A 17,054-nucleotide genomic window follows, 5' to 3' on the forward strand; every position below is an offset into this window, starting at 1 on the left:
AACCTTCTGATTCTTAATTGGTAGCAGTGACATGAGTTTATTCATTATGGAAAATCAGAGGTTTTTAGCTGAACCTTCTGATTCTTAATTGGTAGCAGTGAGATTGGTTTATTCACTGTCAGTCAACCAAAAAGTTTTCTCCTCAGGGCGATCGCCTCATTCAAATAATTCTCGATAGACATAGGCAAACCTTGAGTTCAAGGCGATAAGCCGGAGGCTTGACGCTGCGCGTATCGCACTCGAATACTTCATTAGGTGAGAAATCAGAGATATAAACTTAGTTACAGCACAAAGGAGAAGTGAATGAAAGCAAAAATGAAGAAATTGGCTCTCAGAGGATGTTTAAAAAGTGATGATGCGTAAAATTTCCAGTTATTTAGATAATTTGGGAATCCTTTTTAGTTTTTATTAGTAAATAAGGTCAAATAACGCACAACTTCACGATCGCTGGCGTATTTATGAACTATTGGCCAATCTGATTCTACAAAGTCTCGCAGTATGAGACGTTGGGTTTCTAGCGGTATCATTTGGGAAATTCTGCACGTAACTGATTCACTACCCGATCTAGTCCCACGGAATGGGCGGCTTTGAACAATAAACGATCACCTGCTTGCACAAATGTCTTCAACCTAGCCAGCAAATCAGCATGAGTTGCAAAGCACTCCGATGGGATACCTTCGGCACTAAGGGCGATCACTTCGGCATCTTGTCCATCTACCAAAACCAACAAGCCGTCTAAATTCAACTTTCGCACTGTTTCTCCCACTCGCTGGTGCAACTGCTGTGATCGCTCTCCCAATTCTTTCATTGCACCTAATACGGCAATCTTCCGCTTTCCGGGTGTGTCTGCCAATAATTGCAACGCTGCTATCATAGCTTCTGGTGCAGCATTATAAGTTTCATCTAAGATTACCACGTCATTGGGTAAGGTAAATCGCTGCGATCGCCCTGTGGGCATATCCACCACCACACCTGCTTTGAGGCTTGACCAATCAATTCCTAACACTTTTGCTACCGCTAAAGCTGCCAAAAAATTAGTTGCATTGTGACGCCCAGGCAACGGCAGAGATAGTTGGATTCCTGCGACTTCCACAGTCTGGTGATCAATTAACTGCCCTTGGATATCCCCGCCAGAAAAGCCGTAAGTCAAAACTTGTCCTGCCCAAACTTTCGCTGCTGTGGCCATTAATAGGGGATTGTCGTGGTTGAGAATTGCCACACTATCAGCAGGCATTTCGACTAATAACTCACATTTTGCCTGAGCGATGGCTTCTTCCGAACCCAGTAACTCAATATGTGCCGTCCCCACATTGGTAATCACTCCGATTGTTGGACGCGCTATTTGCGTCAGTTCAGCAATTTGTCCTCTACCCCGCATCGCCATTTCAATCACAGCGTAGTCATGTTCTGCGCCAAGTTCTAGGAGAGTTTTCGGGACACCGATTTCGTTGTTGTAATTTCCATAAGTTTTATGAACTCGTCCCTTTGTTCCTAAAACTGCGGCAATCAATTCTTTGGTTGTAGTTTTGCCCACGGAACCTGTTATGCCAATTACAGGAATGTTAAAGCGATCGCGCCACCATCTGCCAATTTTTTGATATGCCTTAAGGGTGTCTTTTACCTGTAATATAGGAAATCCGGGATTTTCGTATTCAAAATCTACAATTGCAGCTATTGCACCCTTTGCGATCGCAGTTGGCACAAATTCATGTCCATCAAACTTATCGCCTCGGAAAGCTACAAATACTTCACCCGGCTTCAGGGTACGGCTATCTGTTTGTATACCGTTACTTACTTGTGTTAACGCAGTTTCAGATAAGTTTACAGTCTGGGCCAAAATAACTTCAACCAGTTGGGTTAGGGTGGCAGAACAACGCATAAGTAATTTACAATTTAAAGTTCAAAATTAGAAAATCGAATTATGACACAACACTGCATTGAACAACAAGATATGCCACTTCAAGGGAAAAATCGCATATCTAAGCCTAGTCACAATAACACCAAAAATAGTGCCAAAGAAGCTTAACTCCTTTGGCACACTTTGTTTATCAGCTATTTAGATAATTTAATTAAACATATATTCTATCGCCCTATCCCCGGTTTTTAATCAAGATTACTTGCACAATTTGTATAGCTATCTCATTAGAAACACCTAAAGCTTGATATAAATCATTTAAGAAGTTTTTTTCTTCTTCAGCTATAATACCTTCAGCTAAGACTAAATCGGTGGCTACTGCAAAGGCTGCTTCCCGCAAGTCTTGAGATAGAGAATCTTTTGCTGCATTAAATAAAGCATTAAAACCATCCCCCTGGAGAATGCCCAAGATTATGTCAAACAGCCTGTTCATCATCTCATAAGGATAACTTTTAAAAAGTTTCGTCCGGGACAGCACAGAAGTGATAGAATTTGCTTGCTCAACAGAAAGGTGACCGTCTGAGGCTGTTGCCATCAAGATAATGACAGCAAAAGCTTCCTCTGGATTGAGTGCTGCTTGGGTTTGCCTTTCTGTACCCAACACAGCGTCGAATAGACCCATTGTAGTAGCTCCTTGGTTAGAGTCCCAATAGCGCTACAGTTACCTGTGTGTTTGGTAAATTTCCAGGTAAGACTGCAACGCTGTGAGACTTTCATACTTTAGTGTTCCCAGGATTTATTCACGGCGAACACTTGCACCCAATGGTTTTTGGCAAGAACTTCACTGCCATTTGTAAACTTAACGTTCTCCTGTCTTTTCTATTGTTTCAATTACCGCCAAACCTATACCAGAAGCTGCTATTAACAGTATTGCTGATATCAAATAGGCGTTGGTCAGCATCCGTAAGGCTTCATCGAAAAAAATGTAGGTGGTCATTGCTTCACCTTTTGAATTTTGTGCTGCTAGTACTTTTTATTTCTCCACACCCCAATAGGTGAATTTCGCTGATAAACTGCTAGCAATTGCATCTTAACAAAACTTTAGCTCTTTCAGACCCCCACTCAAACTTTTTCTTTTTGAAGATTCGATGAACTTTATAAAAAAGGCATTGGGGAGCCACTACGCCCTTGCGCTCTGCCGACTTCAAGCAAGTGGCGTCATTGGGCATGGTAACAGACAAGGAAAACAAGGCAAATGGGAAAGACAAGTAAGAAACTTGTTCAATAATTCTCCCTTGTCCCTCTTATCCCCCTCTGCTCTCCAGTCCCCGGTAATGAAGTAAACAAGAAAAGCTTAAAGTAAACAGCGTTCAATAGTCGCTACAACTGATTGAGAAAGAGTTTCAAAGTCGTAACCACCTTCTAAGCCAAACAGAATTTTACGAGTTACTCCTAGACAATAATCAGTAAATAAAGCATAGTCTTCTGGCTGCAAATTGATACTTGCCAAAGGATCTGCGGCATTGCCATCATAACCAGCACTCACAATCAGTAAATCCGCCTGAAAGTTAGCTAAAAACGGTACAACCTGTCTTTCAAATAGTGGCTGATATACTGCAATATCACTACCAGGGGGTATTGGTAAATTTAATACATTATTATGAAAGCCGCGTTCTGTCGATCTTCCAGTACCGGGATAGCATGGGTACTGATGTAGGGAACAGTAGGCGATGCGTGCTTGGGTTTCGACGATCGCCTGAGTACCATTACCGTGATGCACATCCCAATCAAGGATGGCGACGCGGTTAATTTCGGGTTGTTCTAGGGCAAATAAAGCTGCGATCGCGGCATTAGAAAATAGGCAAAAGCCCATCCCCGCATCACTTTCTGCATGGTGTCCTGGGGGACGCGCCACTACAAAGGCCGGATTAGCTGACTTTAACACAGCCTCAACTCCATCTAACCAGGCACTGACTGCCAACAATGCCACATCATAACTGCGGGGGGAAACTGGCGTATCTCCATCTAAAGGCCCGCCGCCACTAGAAGCGATTTGCCAAAGTTTTTTGATGTAGGCTGGGCTATGCGCTTTAACCAACACAGACATCAGTGATGGTTGTTCTGATGCTGGTGTAGGCTCGCGCCAGGCAATTTTATCTGCGAATGTAGCTGCTTTTAGGGCGGTGGCGATCGCTATCAAGCGTTCTGGTTTTTCCGGGTGGTATTTTCCAGTCTTGTGATTTAAAAATTCGTCTGAATAGATGACTGGCAGCATAGAACGAAAAAGGTTGGCAGCAGGACAATGAATGCTATTGTATCGTTACTAGTAAAAACAGTTTTTCCTTGTACTAGAGCTTTGGTCGTTTACTTTGGAGGATTTCTGTTGCAATCTTTGCACAAAGCGGTCGGTAGAATAAAAAGCCTTGTACATCCTCACAGTTAATAGATTTCAAGAACTCCAATTCCTCTTCTTTTTCTACCCCTTCGGCTGTCAACTTTAATCCCAAGCTATGTCCCAAACCAACTATGGCCTTGATAATATGAGCTACTTTGACATCCTGCGTCAAATGTTGAATGAATGACTTATCTATTTTCAGATTGTGGAGTGGCAAAACCTGTAGGCGCGATAGCGAGGAATGACCCGTACCAAAGTCATCAATGGAGATGTAAACACCCATCTGCTGTAGATTGTCTAACACCGTTCTGGTGAAATCTAAATTTTCAATAGCTGTGGTTTCGGTAATTTCTAATTCTAAAAAGCGTGGCTCCAGTCCCGTTTGTTCTAAAACTTCGGCTATAGTCTCCACCAATTTGGGTTGGCGGAATTGCTTAAGAGAAAGATTGACAGCGATCGTCATGGGTGGCAATCCTATATCTTGCCAGGTTTTATTTTGGCTACAGGCTGTCCGCAGCACCCATTCGCCGATGGGGACAATTAATCCACTTTCTTCGGCGAGGGGAATAAAGACACTGGGTGCGACCAACCCCATCTCTGGGTGCTGCCAACGCAACAGAGCCTCCATTCCAGTAATTTCTCCTGTAAGAATGTTCACACGAGGCTGATAGTATACCGTAAATTCATTACGTTCTAGGGCATAGCGCAAGCTCTTTTCTAAAGTCAGGAGTTCAGGATTTTTAGCGCTCAGAGAAACACTGTAGAATTGGTAGTTATTCCGCCCTTTGTCCTTGGCGTAGTACAAAGCGGTATCCGCGTGCTGGATTAGTGTTTCGGCGTCAGGACTGTTGTGATCAAGTAACGCAATACCGAGGCTGGCAGTCACGTAAAGTTCATGCCCTTGGAGATGAAAAGCATCCTCTAAGGCTTGTAAGATTCTGTATGCCACTAGGGTTACCTCTTCAATATCATTGACTCGTGGAAGTAAGATAGTGAATTCATCACCTCCCCAACGGGCTATGGTGTCTCCGCCTCTGAGTGAGTCTTTTAATCTTTGAGCAACGCTTTGTAACAATTCGTCTCCCAGAGTGTGCCCCAAAGTGTCATTAATGACCTTAAAACGATCCAGGTCAAGGAAGATCACAGCTAAACTTTCGCCATTGCGAGTGGCGTTGAGCAGAGTTTTACGGAGCAATTCGTTAAATAGTAGGCGATTAGGCAACCCTGTCAGCAGGTCATGAAGGGCTTGATAGCGAATCTTTTCTTCTACTTGCTGACGCTGCCGCGCACCAATGATACTGGCAGCCATCGTCAAAAGGGTAGATTCTTCGTGCCTTGACCAATGACGCTCAAAGGTGCAGTCTGCCAAGCCAATGTAACCCCATAACTCGTTTTCCAACCGGAGAGGTACCAAGAGAAGGGATTGAATGCCATCTCGAATCAGGAATTCTTGTTCGGCGACAGGAAATTTTTGGGTAAGTGCGCTAATCGACTGACCGCTAGAGAGAACAGTATACCAACGAACTAATCCAGAAGCTTGATAAGGCTGATTCTGCCAATGGTGGTGGGTAGATTCAATAGAGGAGTGCGTCCATTCAAACCGCAGGCTGACTGCTATTTCCCCTGTAGCAGGATGGGAATGGTTCTGAAAGAGATAGGCACGATCCGCCTTGGCAGCTTCACCTAGTACAGCTAGAGCTCGCTCAATACCAGTTTCGTAATTCATTTCCCCTAGTAAATAATTGGCAGCTTCTGCAACTGCCTGTAGCAAGCGATCGCGCTGGCGCAGTTCGGCTGTGGCTCGTTTTTGCTCTGTAATATCCCTAACAATAAAAGTTCTAATTAAATCACTTTCAGGAAGGTAGAGAACGGATTGTTCAAAAACTTCTGCGCCTACTTCCACCTCCCGCACAAAAGAATTTTTTTCGAGATTCTTAACTGTACTCAGGAGTCCTGTTAAAATGGGGTGTTGCGTCCCAACTTCCCTGAGTTTGGGAAACTTGAGAGCTGCGGCTGGATTGAGATAAGTAACTGTTCCCTCCAAATCCATCTCAATAATTGGATTGGGGATGAGTTCAGGGAAGGATGCTAGGCGAGCTAGGGCGGACTCGCTAGCTGCTTCAAAGGTGGGATCAACAGCTAAAGTTTGAAAAGGATTGGCAGGACTGGCTTGCTCTGATAGGAAACCAGACAAGTCTTCAACATCACAAGATTCTAAAAATGCTTGTTCTGAGATGTTAGAAATAGCGTAATATTTAGCTTGAGCTTGATTACTGCCAAAGGCAATGACATCTCCGGTTCTGAGATTATGAGAGAAGCATTTAGTGCCATTTACAAATAAGCCATTAGTACTTGCTTTACCCTTGTAGTTGCCATCAATAATCTGGAAACCGTATTGGTCAGTCTCTGGAACAGTTACTCGCAATAAAATTGCATGTTGCATTGATACTGACCGGGAAGCTAAAACAATAGTATTTGCAAAATGCCGCCCTAGAGAATAAGTAGTCTCTCGCAAGGGGACAGTTCGCCGCCCTTGCAAGTCTTGAATGACCAACAGATGGCGTATTTTTTCCCGCTCATTTTCTAGCATGGGTGTTCCTCAAATTCTCATATATTTGTGTCTTAGTCTGAAAAATACTACTTCCAGAAGTTCAGACTTTCAGGCTGCACTTCTGGGAAAATTTGCTCAATCAAACTTGTCACCGTCTGTGATTCCAAAATTGGTATAAGGGTGCAAACCAGCCCTTCTCTTGATGATTGAGCTTCTGGAATGAGATGGCTAATTGTTCAATCAGTTTTTGCGGTAGAAGTTCTAGCTGTTTTCTGCACTCATACATAAGTTATAAACTTTGTCCTTTCGTCTATATCATCCAACCTTGTCTTTCTTAGGATACCCAGAATAAAATTAAACACTGAATAGAACACATGGGATATTTGCGGATTTTTCTTCTGAATGGTGGAGAAACTCCGAATTATATAAATAACCGTCTGATATTTATTTTTTAATCAGTCAAATAGTAGTGCTTCACAGAATTTTGCGAAATAGATAGGAGTAAGGCAGGAATTAAATTAATTGGGTGCATCCCACTGGAGAAAAAATATCTGATGATTGGAAATCGAACGCCAGTTGCTTTAATGGCAGGAACTTTCTGGCGGAGCCTCTCGTAGAGAAGGGAAGGAGAATGAACCCCTAAATTTTAAAAAGGATTATAGAATAAACTAAAATACAGACCGTTTTCTTGTAATGTTCTCTCATTTGTTGAGTTAACAGATATTAAAGGAATGCCCCAGTCAAGACGAACGGTGAAGCGATCGCCTTGTGACCAACGCAACCCCAGACCAACAGCAGCTAAAGTATTATGGTCGGGATTCTTTGTATTAGAACTGTTCCAGCCAACACCAAAATCCACAAACGGAACAACCTGTAACGTGCTATTTATCTGGGGTAAACGCAGAATTGGTACTTGAACTTCAGCAGAAACAAAAGTGGCATTATCCGTCAGCAGGTAATCTTGACGGTAGCCTCGAACGCTATCCTGCCCACCTAAGCCAAATTGCTCTAAAGGCACAAGGGTTCTGGATGCGAGTTGCGTATTTAAACGAAGTAAAAGTAAGGTTTCAGGAGCTAAAAGGCGTACCCACTGTGCTTGCCCTTGCCAAGCAAAAAAACGACTATCAGGAGGATTTTGATTAATCGTAGCATTCAACGCATCTATGCCCAAACTGAATTGAGAGCGTAGGGCGATGACTTCACGGCTGTTACGACTCGTCCATTCTTGAAAAAATCGCAACGCAGATACCCTGGTGCGTCCCTGTTCATCAGCACCTAAACTAGGGAAAGGTATTCGCTCTCCTTGGAGATAAGAGGCTTCACTTTCCCGTCGAGAGGCTGTCAACCCAAGGGCGAACTCTTGTGTAGGAGTTTGAACTATGGGCTGGCGGAATGTCAGTTCGTAATAGCGAGAAGCCGATTGGATATCTAAAATGTTGAAAGGAGGTTCAATGACATTACTCCACGTAGTGCCATAGTAGAAGGTAAGGGTTCCGTTCTTGGGATTGAGTGGTAATATATAGCTGGCATCAATGGAATTGCTACCATCGGTATTAGTGTAAGCTACACTCAGAGCATCTCCCAGTCCCAATAAGTTGGCTTCACTCAATTGTAATCGGCGGCGAAAACTGCCAACACTAGGCGATCGCCCATTATCAAGAATTATTTGGCTACTAAGGGTTTTTGCCTCACTAATTTTGACTTCCAACAGACTCGTACCAATCCGCGATCCTGTTGAGAGTTCAGCAGACACGTTTTGAATCAAAGGATTTTGTTGCAAAAGTTGCAGTGCCTCTAATAGACGCTGGCGATTCAGAGGCGGTGATGTCGCTATTGCTAGTCGGCTGCGGACATAATTCCGATTCAACCGCCGAGTCCCAGTTACCTGGATATCTTCTAATTTACCTTCGATTACCTGAATTTTTACAATATAGGATTTGAGTGCTTCTAATTTACCTCCAACCACCTGAATTTTTACAACACGGGATTGGAGTGTTTGGGGTGGAATCAAGGCACCAGAAGTAATGTAACCATTTTTGACGTATAGTTCAGTGATTTTAGAACCTGCTTGAAACAATTGAGTCCGTGAGATCGGTCGTTTGGTAAATTCAGCAGTGGCGAGGGCTAACTCTTTGGCACTAAAGACTGTGCTACCAACAACTTCAAACCGATCAACAACAATAGTTTCAGGAACGTTGCCAGGGAGTGGTTCCTCAGGTGTGGGAGTTGGGGCAGAGGGTGGAAATAGTTCTGCTGGTGGGGGGAGTGGCTGTGGCAGTTCAGGTGAGGGAAGTGGAGGAGATGAGGGTGGTTGGACATCCTGTGGCGGTGGAAGTGGAGGAGATGAGCGTGGTTGGACATCCTGTGGCGGTGGAAGTGGAGGAGATGAGGGTGGTTGGACATTCTGTGGTGGAAGTTGTTGCGACAGGATGAAATTACTAGTTGGTAATTGTGTAGTATCAACAGCTTGAGCTTTCTGTGGACTAGAAGATATGCTGCTAAGTAATAGAAGCATACTGAGCGGTAAGCAGGATACTATAAGATTTTGAGGATATTTATTAATCATCGCACTGGACTATTTTTTGTCAGAAACTATGGGATTATACGGCGACTGCTTCAGATGTGAATCTTACTTCATCTTTTGTCGCTAAAGTTGATATCTGGGACAAATCTCAATTTACAGCTATTTTCAGGTAAATAGACCACGCTCTACAGGCACAGCAATGCTGTGCCCCTACGACAGATGTGATTCAAATACATGAAAACTGCTATAAAAGCTAAATCATCTGGTTATTGCAGACTTAAAAGTATTGATGGTGTTGGATCTGCATAAGCAAGCAGATATGTTGGAATTATCTGTTGCTGCCGGAGAATATAGATTTAGTACCGCAAGGCGGAAGTCAAAAGGAGCCAGTGCGTTGGGCGGCTGTGCCGACTTGTACCCTTACAGGGAAGCAAGCTACGCGCAGCGGCGACCACAGGAGAAGCAACTGGCGTTCAAAAGTCAAAAGTATTACTGTGCGTTCGCTTATTTTGAGAGTCGAAGGAGAATTAAAGCCTTAATGCAAAAGGAAAAAAACTATTTTTAAGTAAACCGTTAATTACTAGTAAAATTTATGACCATCGCCGAAGCACCTGAGAGGCGATTATTTCGGGCATAGGGATAGCATAAATCATAAAATGGCTAAAAGCTCTGTGCTCAACAAAAATGCCTGAATTGATTGAATAGTCTGGATTACAAGCCCTATAAGGCTTAATTAACTCTTAGAGATCAAAAATGAGCGAACGGACAGGTATTATGGAATAAGCTTTTTAGAGCTTTTCAATGGTCTGCTTATTTACGCGCCCGCTGTACTAGAGTATTTGGATGAATCAGGGTTTTGTGTATAGTGCAATCGGTTACACTTCTGACTTCATAAGAGAAGCAAAAACATTTAGGTGAAGAAAGTGTGTAATCCCAAATTAAGCATTATCGAGTTTCTTCAGCCTCTTATCCATTTTGTAAATGGTTTATGCTTACAAACAATAATTTTCAGACCATACCTTCTTGCTTAAACATTCCCATCAATTTACGTTTACGAGCGTGGGTTTGCATCAAGTTTTCCCGATAGTTTAACCAGTCAGCTTTCTTTCCAGATTCCAAGTAGGCATTACGTGCCTTTTTCAACCATTCAACCGCGTAGTAGTAGTATTCGGCTTTACCTGCATCCATAATCTTTTCGGCACGGCGACGAGCATTAATAATCACCCAACCAGGATTGTGAGAGATAGCAGCATCCATGACTCGGTGAATCAACTCTGAATAATAAGAACTGAGTTCACTGACGATCGCAATTGCATCATCAATTAATCCTTCATATAAAAATATATCCACCTTGGCTGATTCTGTTCCCCAACTACCAAAAGTACGGACAATTCTCAGCAGGTCTGTTTTGAGACTTTCCCAGTTTTCCCCAGCCAATTCTTCCATCTTTTGGTAGTCAACAAAGCAGGGCTTCACGTGAAAAGCAGCCTTGATTGCTAATAAAGCAGCTTCACTATTACCCCACTCCAGAGCCAAATCACTTGTCCAAATTCCCAATTCATACTGACAATTACCCGGTAAATTTAATCCACTCTGGGCTATATCTAATGCTTGCTGTAATGCCCCCTGAACACTTAGTGTTTTCGCTAGGGCAAAAGCCTCTTCCATTGAGTTCATCTGGGTTTGAGCAGCATCAATTGCTTCTTCTACCTTGCCCAAACGCCCTAGCATTGTCAGATACTGCTGGGTTTGCCCTTCCGCTTCTGCTAAATATAGATACTCTTGGTAACGTTCCTGACGTTCAAGAATTTTCAGCCGAATTAATGCCAAATCATCTGCATAATCTGGCACGTCTTCTTCCCAAGCTCCCCTTTCGGTGATATTACCTTGGAGAACTTGTACCAGCGGCGGATAATCCCAACCTTGGCGTAAAGCCTCCATAATCAAGCCAAAATCAGCATTCCACTCATCTTGCCAGGCTTCCAAATTTATTTGAATATCAACTTTTTCTTCTGGGGTGAGTTCCACACTGAGAATTGCTTCACACCAAGCATTATTTAATTCCCCAACAATTTCATCGTTTTCAGCACCGTATTCTGCAACATCATCCCAATTATCCACACAGGTAGAGGTAATCACTTCTAAAATAGCGATCGCATTTTCACCCTCTCCCCGTTCGCTAAAATCTACCGCAGTTTGCACTACACTCAGTAATTCTTCGGCAATCGGTTCTTCTTCGTACCCCTCCTCAAAGTAGCGCACGGTATCCCGGAGAATCTGCCGCACTTGCCCCCGAAAGTGAGCCGGATCAATAGTACTGCGGCGCAAGGGTTTTGTGGTTTTTTCCTGGACACCAAGATTAGTCATCCAGCTGACATGGCGGTCAATCGCCTCAATCAGTGGTGGGTATTCTGTTACCAACTCTTGCAGCAGCCTTTGGGTTTGGATATGATCCAGGCGTTCAAGTAGTTGTTCTAGGGTGGGGCGCTGCTGAATATTTTCTGAGTTCCGCGCACAGACCAGCATTGTCGCTACAATGTGTTTGCACCACCCTTCAAAGTCGTAAGCACAAGTGCAGTTGACTGAGGTTAATCCACTGCTATCGAAACTCAGATTGACATGATAAGGTCTAGGTTGACTGCCGACAACATCTGCCTGAAGTAGATGACCACGTTGGGTAACAGCATTGACAGCACCTGCCTCATAGTATGCCTCGCCCCGCTGGAAAGATTTAGCGTTGGCATGACGGCGGATAGTAAATTCACTAATTTGGGGAATAGACATCGAGCGATCGCCTGTGTAAATCCTCTGGATAAATCTTAAATCCAGCTTAGGTCTTAGGCTAACGCGCTGTAAAGAAATTCAAAGTTATGGGCATGGGCCAAACAGGGTATTGGAAGCTTTGAGGTTTTAAGATGGATGAATGAGTATCAAAGATGGATGAATGAGTATCAAAGATGGATGAATGAGTATCAAAGGTGGATGAATCAGTATTAAAGGTGGATGAACGAGTATCAAAGGTGGATGAACGAGTATCAAAGGTGGATGAATCAGTATTAAAGGTGGATGAACGAGTATCAAAGGTGGATGAATCCAGTTCTAACCGAGTTTAGAGTATAAAAAAAATAAGTATCTAGATTTGACTATAATTACTGAAAACGTCCATCTTTTCGCCAGAAGTGAGTGAATCATAATTTTAGTTAGCAATACCCGAACCTTAAATCAGTAAATAGTTATCAGGCGTATGGTAGGGGATTTAAATCAGTTAGCAGTTTCCAGTATTCACTAATAACTGTGTGCTGGGGGCTTAAACCCAGCAACAAAACTGACAAGTGATAACTAATAACTGTTAAAGGGGTTGCGCTGATTGTCGGTCAAGTTGAGAATAAATAGGCGAAGCACACGGGGAAACTAACGTGAGTCAAGAATTTGATTACGATTTAGTAATTATCGGCGCTGGTGTAGGCGGACATGGCGCAGCCTTACACGCCGTAAGTTGTGGTCTGAAAACAGCGATTATTGAAGCTGCTGATATGGGAGGAACCTGTGTTAATCGGGGCTGTATTCCTTCTAAGGCGCTGCTGGCGGCATCTGGACGTGTGCGGGAGTTACGCAATGCCCACCACCTCAAGTCAATGGGAATTCAAGTTGGGAGCGTGGAATTTGATCGCCAAGCGATCGCCAATCATGCTGGTAATCTCGTCTCAAAAATTCAAGGCGACTTAACCAACAGCCTCAAACGTCTAAAAGTCGATATTATTAGGGGTTGGGGAAAAATCGCTGGGGCGCAAAAAGTCTCTATTACTGGAGACGGTGGTGAAAAAACCATCACAGCCAAAGACATTATCCTTTCGCCAGGTTCAATTCCTTTTGTGCCTCCAGGAATTGAAGTAGATGGCAAAACTGTTTTTACCAGCGATCAAGGCGTCAAGTTAGAATCGCTACCAGACTGGGTGGCGATTATTGGCAGTGGTTATATTGGCTTGGAATTTTCTGATATTTACTCAGCTTTGGGTTGTGAAATCACCATGATTGAAGCCCTAGATCAGTTAATGCCAGGATTTGACCGCGACATTGCCAAACTTGTCGAACGAGTGCTGATTACTCCCCGCGATATTGAAACCAAAGTGGGGATATATGCCAAAAAAGTTATCCCTGGTTCACCTGTGGTGATTGAATTAGCAGATTTCAAAACCAAAGAAGATTTAGATGTCATCGAAGTAGATGCTTGTTTGGTGGCTACAGGACGCATCCCGGCGACGCAAAATCTCGGTTTAGAGTCTGTGGGTGTGGAAGTTGATCGGCGGAATTTTATCCCAGTTGACGATCGCATGGCAGTGTTATCAGTCGGTGAAGTAGTGCCGCATTTGTGGTCAATTGGCGACGCTAATGGGAAGATGATGTTGGCACATGCGGCTTCTGCTCAAGGCATCATCGCGGTGGAAAATATAGTTGGGAGGGAAAGAATAGTAGACTATCGCAGCATCCCCGCAGCGGCGTTTACCCACCCAGAAGTCAGCTATGTGGGCTTAACGGAAACCGCAGCTAAGGAATTGGGACAATCCGAAGGGTTTGAAATCGCCGCAAGTCGGAGTTACTTCAAAGGGAATTCCAAAGCGTTGGCAGAAAATGAAGCCGACGGTATTGCCAAGGTGATATATCGCAAAGACACAGGAGAAGTCTTGGGTGTTCACATTTTTGGACTGCACGCCTCAGACTTAATTCACGAAGCGTCAGCAGCGATCGCAAACCGTCAATCTGTCCAAAGCCTTGCACATCTAGTTCACGCCCACCCGACACTTTCGGAAGTCCTGGACGAAGCTTATAAACGAGCGATCGCCATCTAAAACTTAGGAGCGGAGCCGGAGACGCTCCGCTTCCGGTTATAAGTTAGGAGTCAGGAGTTAAGGGACTTCCAAATAAAAAAATATCCCATCCCTGCGGGACGCTACGCGAACGCTTTTATGCCAGGGGAGCAGGGAGCAGAGAGCAGGGGGAGGGAAAGTCGTTTTGATTCGGTGAAATTGGATAATTTATTTTTTGGAGTTCCCTAATAACTCATAACTCCTAACTCTCAACTCTCAACTCATAACTCATAACTCATAACTCAGTACTAATTATGCAAATTCGTCGCCGTTCACCTAACCCAGCTATTAATGTATCCATATTACGTTATCAGGCTGCCGTGCCTGACGGGGCGCCAAACAACATTTTGGAGGAAATTGTCTGGCATAAAGAAGTAGAAGTTGACCAAATGCGCGAAAAGCTGCCTTTGCAAGAATTGCAGAAGCAAGCACTAACTGCACCACCAACCCGTGATTTTGTCGCCGCCTTGCGCCAAGGTAAGACTAAGCCAGCATTGATTGCGGAAGTTAAAAAAGCTTCACCAAGCAAAGGCGTTTTACGAGAAGATTTTGACCCAGTAGCGATCGCCCTATCTTATCAGCAAGGCAAAGCTAGTTGTCTTTCTGTGCTGACGGATGCCAAGTTCTTTCAAGGTAGTTTTGACAACTTAGCTAAGATTCGGGCTGCCGTAGATTTACCCTTACTGTGCAAAGAGTTTATCATCTATCCTTACCAGATGTACTTAGCGCGGGTTCAGGGTGCAGATGCTATTTTGTTGATTGCGGCTATCCTCAGCGATCAATATTTGCAATACTGCCTGAAAATTGCTAACAAACTGAAAATGGCAGCTTTGATTGAAGTCCATAGCTTGGCAGAACTTGACCGTGTGTTAGCTTTAGATGGGGTCTGCTTAGTAGGAATCAATAATCGCAATTTGGAAGATTTCTCTGTTGACCTGCAAACTACTTGCCAACTTTTAGCTGCAAGGGGTAGCCAATTGCAGGAGAAAAACATTCTTGTTGTCAGCGAGTCAGGACTACACAACCCAGATGATTTGAGTTTGGTGCTTACAGCAGGTGCATCCGCTGTACTCATTGGAGAATCTTTGGTAAAACAACCAGATCCCGGCGCAGCGATCGCCCATATCTTGCCGAGGAATTTCTGAAAAAAACACTTTAAAAGCGCTCTTAGCACGGGATAATTACACAAAATTGTTGGGCGATTAGGCTAACTATGCGTAGATACGCAGCAGTTTACCGCCTGATATTATCAATATCTTTGCTAAATCTTTATCGCTACTCGTATCAAAACTGTAAGCAATTAGTTCTTTCATATGTAACAATTCATTGACAAGAGAGAAAATCTGATTAATACAAAATCCCAAATATGAAATCAAAATTTAACTTCATGGAGCAAATTCCTCTACCTTCACCTATTCACTACGAACTTATACTTCAACTCTTAGAAAGACAAACCATGTTAGCAGTAAATGATAATCCAGATTTACGGCATCAGGTGAATCAGCTAATTATTACTCTCCGTAAAGCTGCTGTGCAGCAAAAGCGACTAGAAGAAATTTGCGAGTTTTCCTCTGTAACTATTGATCACCGTTGGTCAATCAATCATCATAATGATAGCAAAGTTGTTGCCCCCGATTGAAGCTGATAATTTAATATCTCAACCTCAAATTTGGCATATTTGTTAAGTTATCTTACTATCATCAGAAAGTGTCTCTGGGTATTGAATGGATCAGTACTTAGAAGTTTCACCGCACTTCCTTGGCTCAAATGCACAGTTTGGAGTGTGATTTAAAAGGATCTACATAGATTCTGCTTACAAAACTTTCTCTGCTTTGCAACAATATCTAGAAATGCTAAATAAGGATTTGAAATTGCTAATACTAACGCTCAGACTTGAATAGATATAAATTTCACTTTATTTAGCTTGTTTCTTCAATTTATACATAGTTATTGTTTCTTTAACTACTAACTTATTTTTGATAATTTATATAATGATTATATTAATGCTGTAGAAAAAATATTATTTTTATAAGACTTTAGCTCTAAAAAAGTTCATCTTGATTTAGAAGAAATTGTAGATCAGCTAAAATTTTGATGAGATTCTCTCTCGAATTTGACGAAAGATGAAATATAACAGTATTCATGAACTCCTCAGAAATAATCAGGCTTGGGTTGCCGAAAAACTAGCTGTAGACCCAACTTACTTTCAGAAATTATCTAGCGGACAAACACCTCCTTTTCTATACATTGGGTGTTCTGATAGTCGTCTGGCATTAACAAAGTTTACCCGTACAGAACCAGGAGAGTTATTTGTACATCGTAATATTGCCAATCAAGTTTCTTTGACGGATATTAACTTTTTAGCCATTTTAGAGTACGCAATTTTACATCTTCAGGTGGAACATATTATCGTTTGTGGTCACTACGATTGCGGAGGAATTAAGACGGCTTTAGAAGGGAGAACTATTGGAATTCTTGATAACTGGGTAAATCCGATTCGGGAACTGTATTTACAGAAACAAGAAGAAATTGATGCCTTGCCAACAAGAGAAGAACGTCTGAATCGTTTGGCGGAAATCAATGTTGTGACGCAAGTGAAAAATCTTTACCAAACTCCCATCATGCGTCAGGCACTCTATAAGCGAAAAGCGCCTATGGTTCATGGTTGGGTACTAGATATAAGCACGGGATTGATCAAAGATTTGAACGTTTCAACTGTGCAATGGCAATTGCACATCTGCCCTTTGCTTCTAGAGTTTAAACTCTACGCCATGTTAAAAAATGAGACTTAATTCGGTATTTACCTCCACACCAACAAAAATGTACATTGGAGACGTAATAAATTATGTGTTTACAACTTTTAT

At 42.9% G+C, this 17,054-nt stretch carries 13 protein-coding genes and 1 pseudogene; 6 read left to right on the plus strand and 8 right to left on the minus strand.

Translation table 11 applies throughout. From position 1 onward, the window contains the following. Positions 1–407: 407 nt before the first annotated feature. The 7 genes and pseudogenes from V7L29_RS33155 to V7L29_RS33185 all read right to left on the minus strand — a co-directional run. Positions 408–527, minus strand: a pseudogene (locus V7L29_RS33155) (GNAT family N-acetyltransferase); the annotation flags it as partial. Beyond that, positions 524–1,879 (minus strand): UDP-N-acetylmuramoyl-tripeptide--D-alanyl-D-alanine ligase, encoded by a 1,356-nt coding sequence (locus V7L29_RS33160; RefSeq protein ID WP_334693797.1) that lies wholly within the window; start codon positions 1,877–1,879, stop codon positions 524–526. The pseudogene V7L29_RS33155 and the gene V7L29_RS33160, both read right to left, overlap by 4 nt. A 211-nt stretch (positions 1,880–2,090) precedes the next feature. Further along, the gene (locus V7L29_RS33165) at positions 2,091–2,537 is read right to left on the minus strand and encodes a tellurite resistance TerB family protein (RefSeq protein WP_334738157.1); all 447 of its coding nucleotides are present in this window, start codon (positions 2,535–2,537) and stop codon (positions 2,091–2,093) included. Between the two features lie 177 nt (positions 2,538–2,714). After that, complete coding sequence (locus V7L29_RS33170) at positions 2,715–2,852, minus strand: hypothetical protein (protein WP_334693795.1); 138 nt, start codon at positions 2,850–2,852, stop codon at positions 2,715–2,717. A 357-nt stretch (positions 2,853–3,209) separates the two neighbouring features. Then, on the minus strand, positions 3,210–4,130 hold the full coding sequence (locus V7L29_RS33175; RefSeq protein WP_334738158.1) for a histone deacetylase family protein: 921 nt from the start codon (positions 4,128–4,130) through the stop codon (positions 3,210–3,212). Between the two features lie 73 nt (positions 4,131–4,203). After that, positions 4,204–6,840 (minus strand): EAL domain-containing protein, encoded by a 2,637-nt coding sequence (locus V7L29_RS33180; RefSeq protein ID WP_334693793.1) that lies wholly within the window; start codon positions 6,838–6,840, stop codon positions 4,204–4,206. Positions 6,841–7,447: 607 nt separating this feature from the next. Next, positions 7,448–9,367 carry a ShlB/FhaC/HecB family hemolysin secretion/activation protein gene (locus V7L29_RS33185; RefSeq protein ID WP_334693792.1) on the minus strand — a complete coding sequence of 640 codons (1,920 nt, stop codon included), beginning with the start codon at positions 9,365–9,367 and terminating at the stop codon, positions 7,448–7,450. A 293-nt stretch (positions 9,368–9,660) separates the two neighbouring features. Here V7L29_RS33185 and V7L29_RS33190 point away from each other — a divergent pair, with 293 nt between their 5' ends. Next, positions 9,661–9,864 carry a hypothetical protein gene (locus V7L29_RS33190; protein WP_334738159.1) on the plus strand — a complete coding sequence of 68 codons (204 nt, stop codon included), beginning with the start codon at positions 9,661–9,663 and terminating at the stop codon, positions 9,862–9,864. 469 nt (positions 9,865–10,333) lie between these two features. Here V7L29_RS33190 and V7L29_RS33195 read toward each other — a convergent pair whose 3' ends face one another. Beyond that, a complete protein-coding gene (locus tag V7L29_RS33195) occupies positions 10,334–12,109 on the minus strand; it encodes an SWIM zinc finger family protein (RefSeq protein ID WP_334738160.1) in 1,776 nt (591 codons plus the stop codon). 194 nt (positions 12,110–12,303) lie between these two features. On the opposite strand from V7L29_RS33195, the gene V7L29_RS33200 reads away from it, so the two are divergent. The 5 genes from V7L29_RS33200 to V7L29_RS33220 all read left to right on the plus strand — a co-directional run bounded on the left by V7L29_RS33200 (position 12,304) and on the right by V7L29_RS33220 (position 16,982). Continuing rightward, on the plus strand, positions 12,304–12,438 hold the full coding sequence (locus V7L29_RS33200; RefSeq protein WP_334738161.1) for a hypothetical protein: 135 nt from the start codon (positions 12,304–12,306) through the stop codon (positions 12,436–12,438). Between the two features lie 303 nt (positions 12,439–12,741). Further along, positions 12,742–14,172, plus strand: a complete 1,431-nt coding sequence (gene lpdA, locus V7L29_RS33205; RefSeq protein ID WP_334738162.1) for a dihydrolipoyl dehydrogenase — start codon at positions 12,742–12,744, stop codon at positions 14,170–14,172. 272 nt (positions 14,173–14,444) lie between these two features. After that, entirely contained in the window at positions 14,445–15,335 is an 891-nt protein-coding gene (trpC, locus tag V7L29_RS33210; RefSeq protein WP_334693788.1) for an indole-3-glycerol phosphate synthase TrpC, read from the plus strand. A gap of 242 nt (positions 15,336–15,577) precedes the next feature. Further along, positions 15,578–15,829: a DUF5340 domain-containing protein gene (locus V7L29_RS33215; RefSeq protein WP_069072137.1), complete on the plus strand. Its 252-nt coding sequence runs from the start codon at positions 15,578–15,580 to the stop codon at positions 15,827–15,829. A 484-nt stretch (positions 15,830–16,313) separates the two neighbouring features. Next, positions 16,314–16,982, plus strand: a complete 669-nt coding sequence (locus V7L29_RS33220; protein ID WP_334693787.1) for a carbonic anhydrase — start codon at positions 16,314–16,316, stop codon at positions 16,980–16,982. Positions 16,983–17,054 lie beyond the last annotated feature (72 nt).

Origin of the sequence: Nostoc sp. (assembly GCF_036916575.1) — a bacterium.
In the GTDB taxonomy this organism is placed as follows: domain Bacteria; phylum Cyanobacteriota; class Cyanobacteriia; order Cyanobacteriales; family Nostocaceae; genus Nostoc.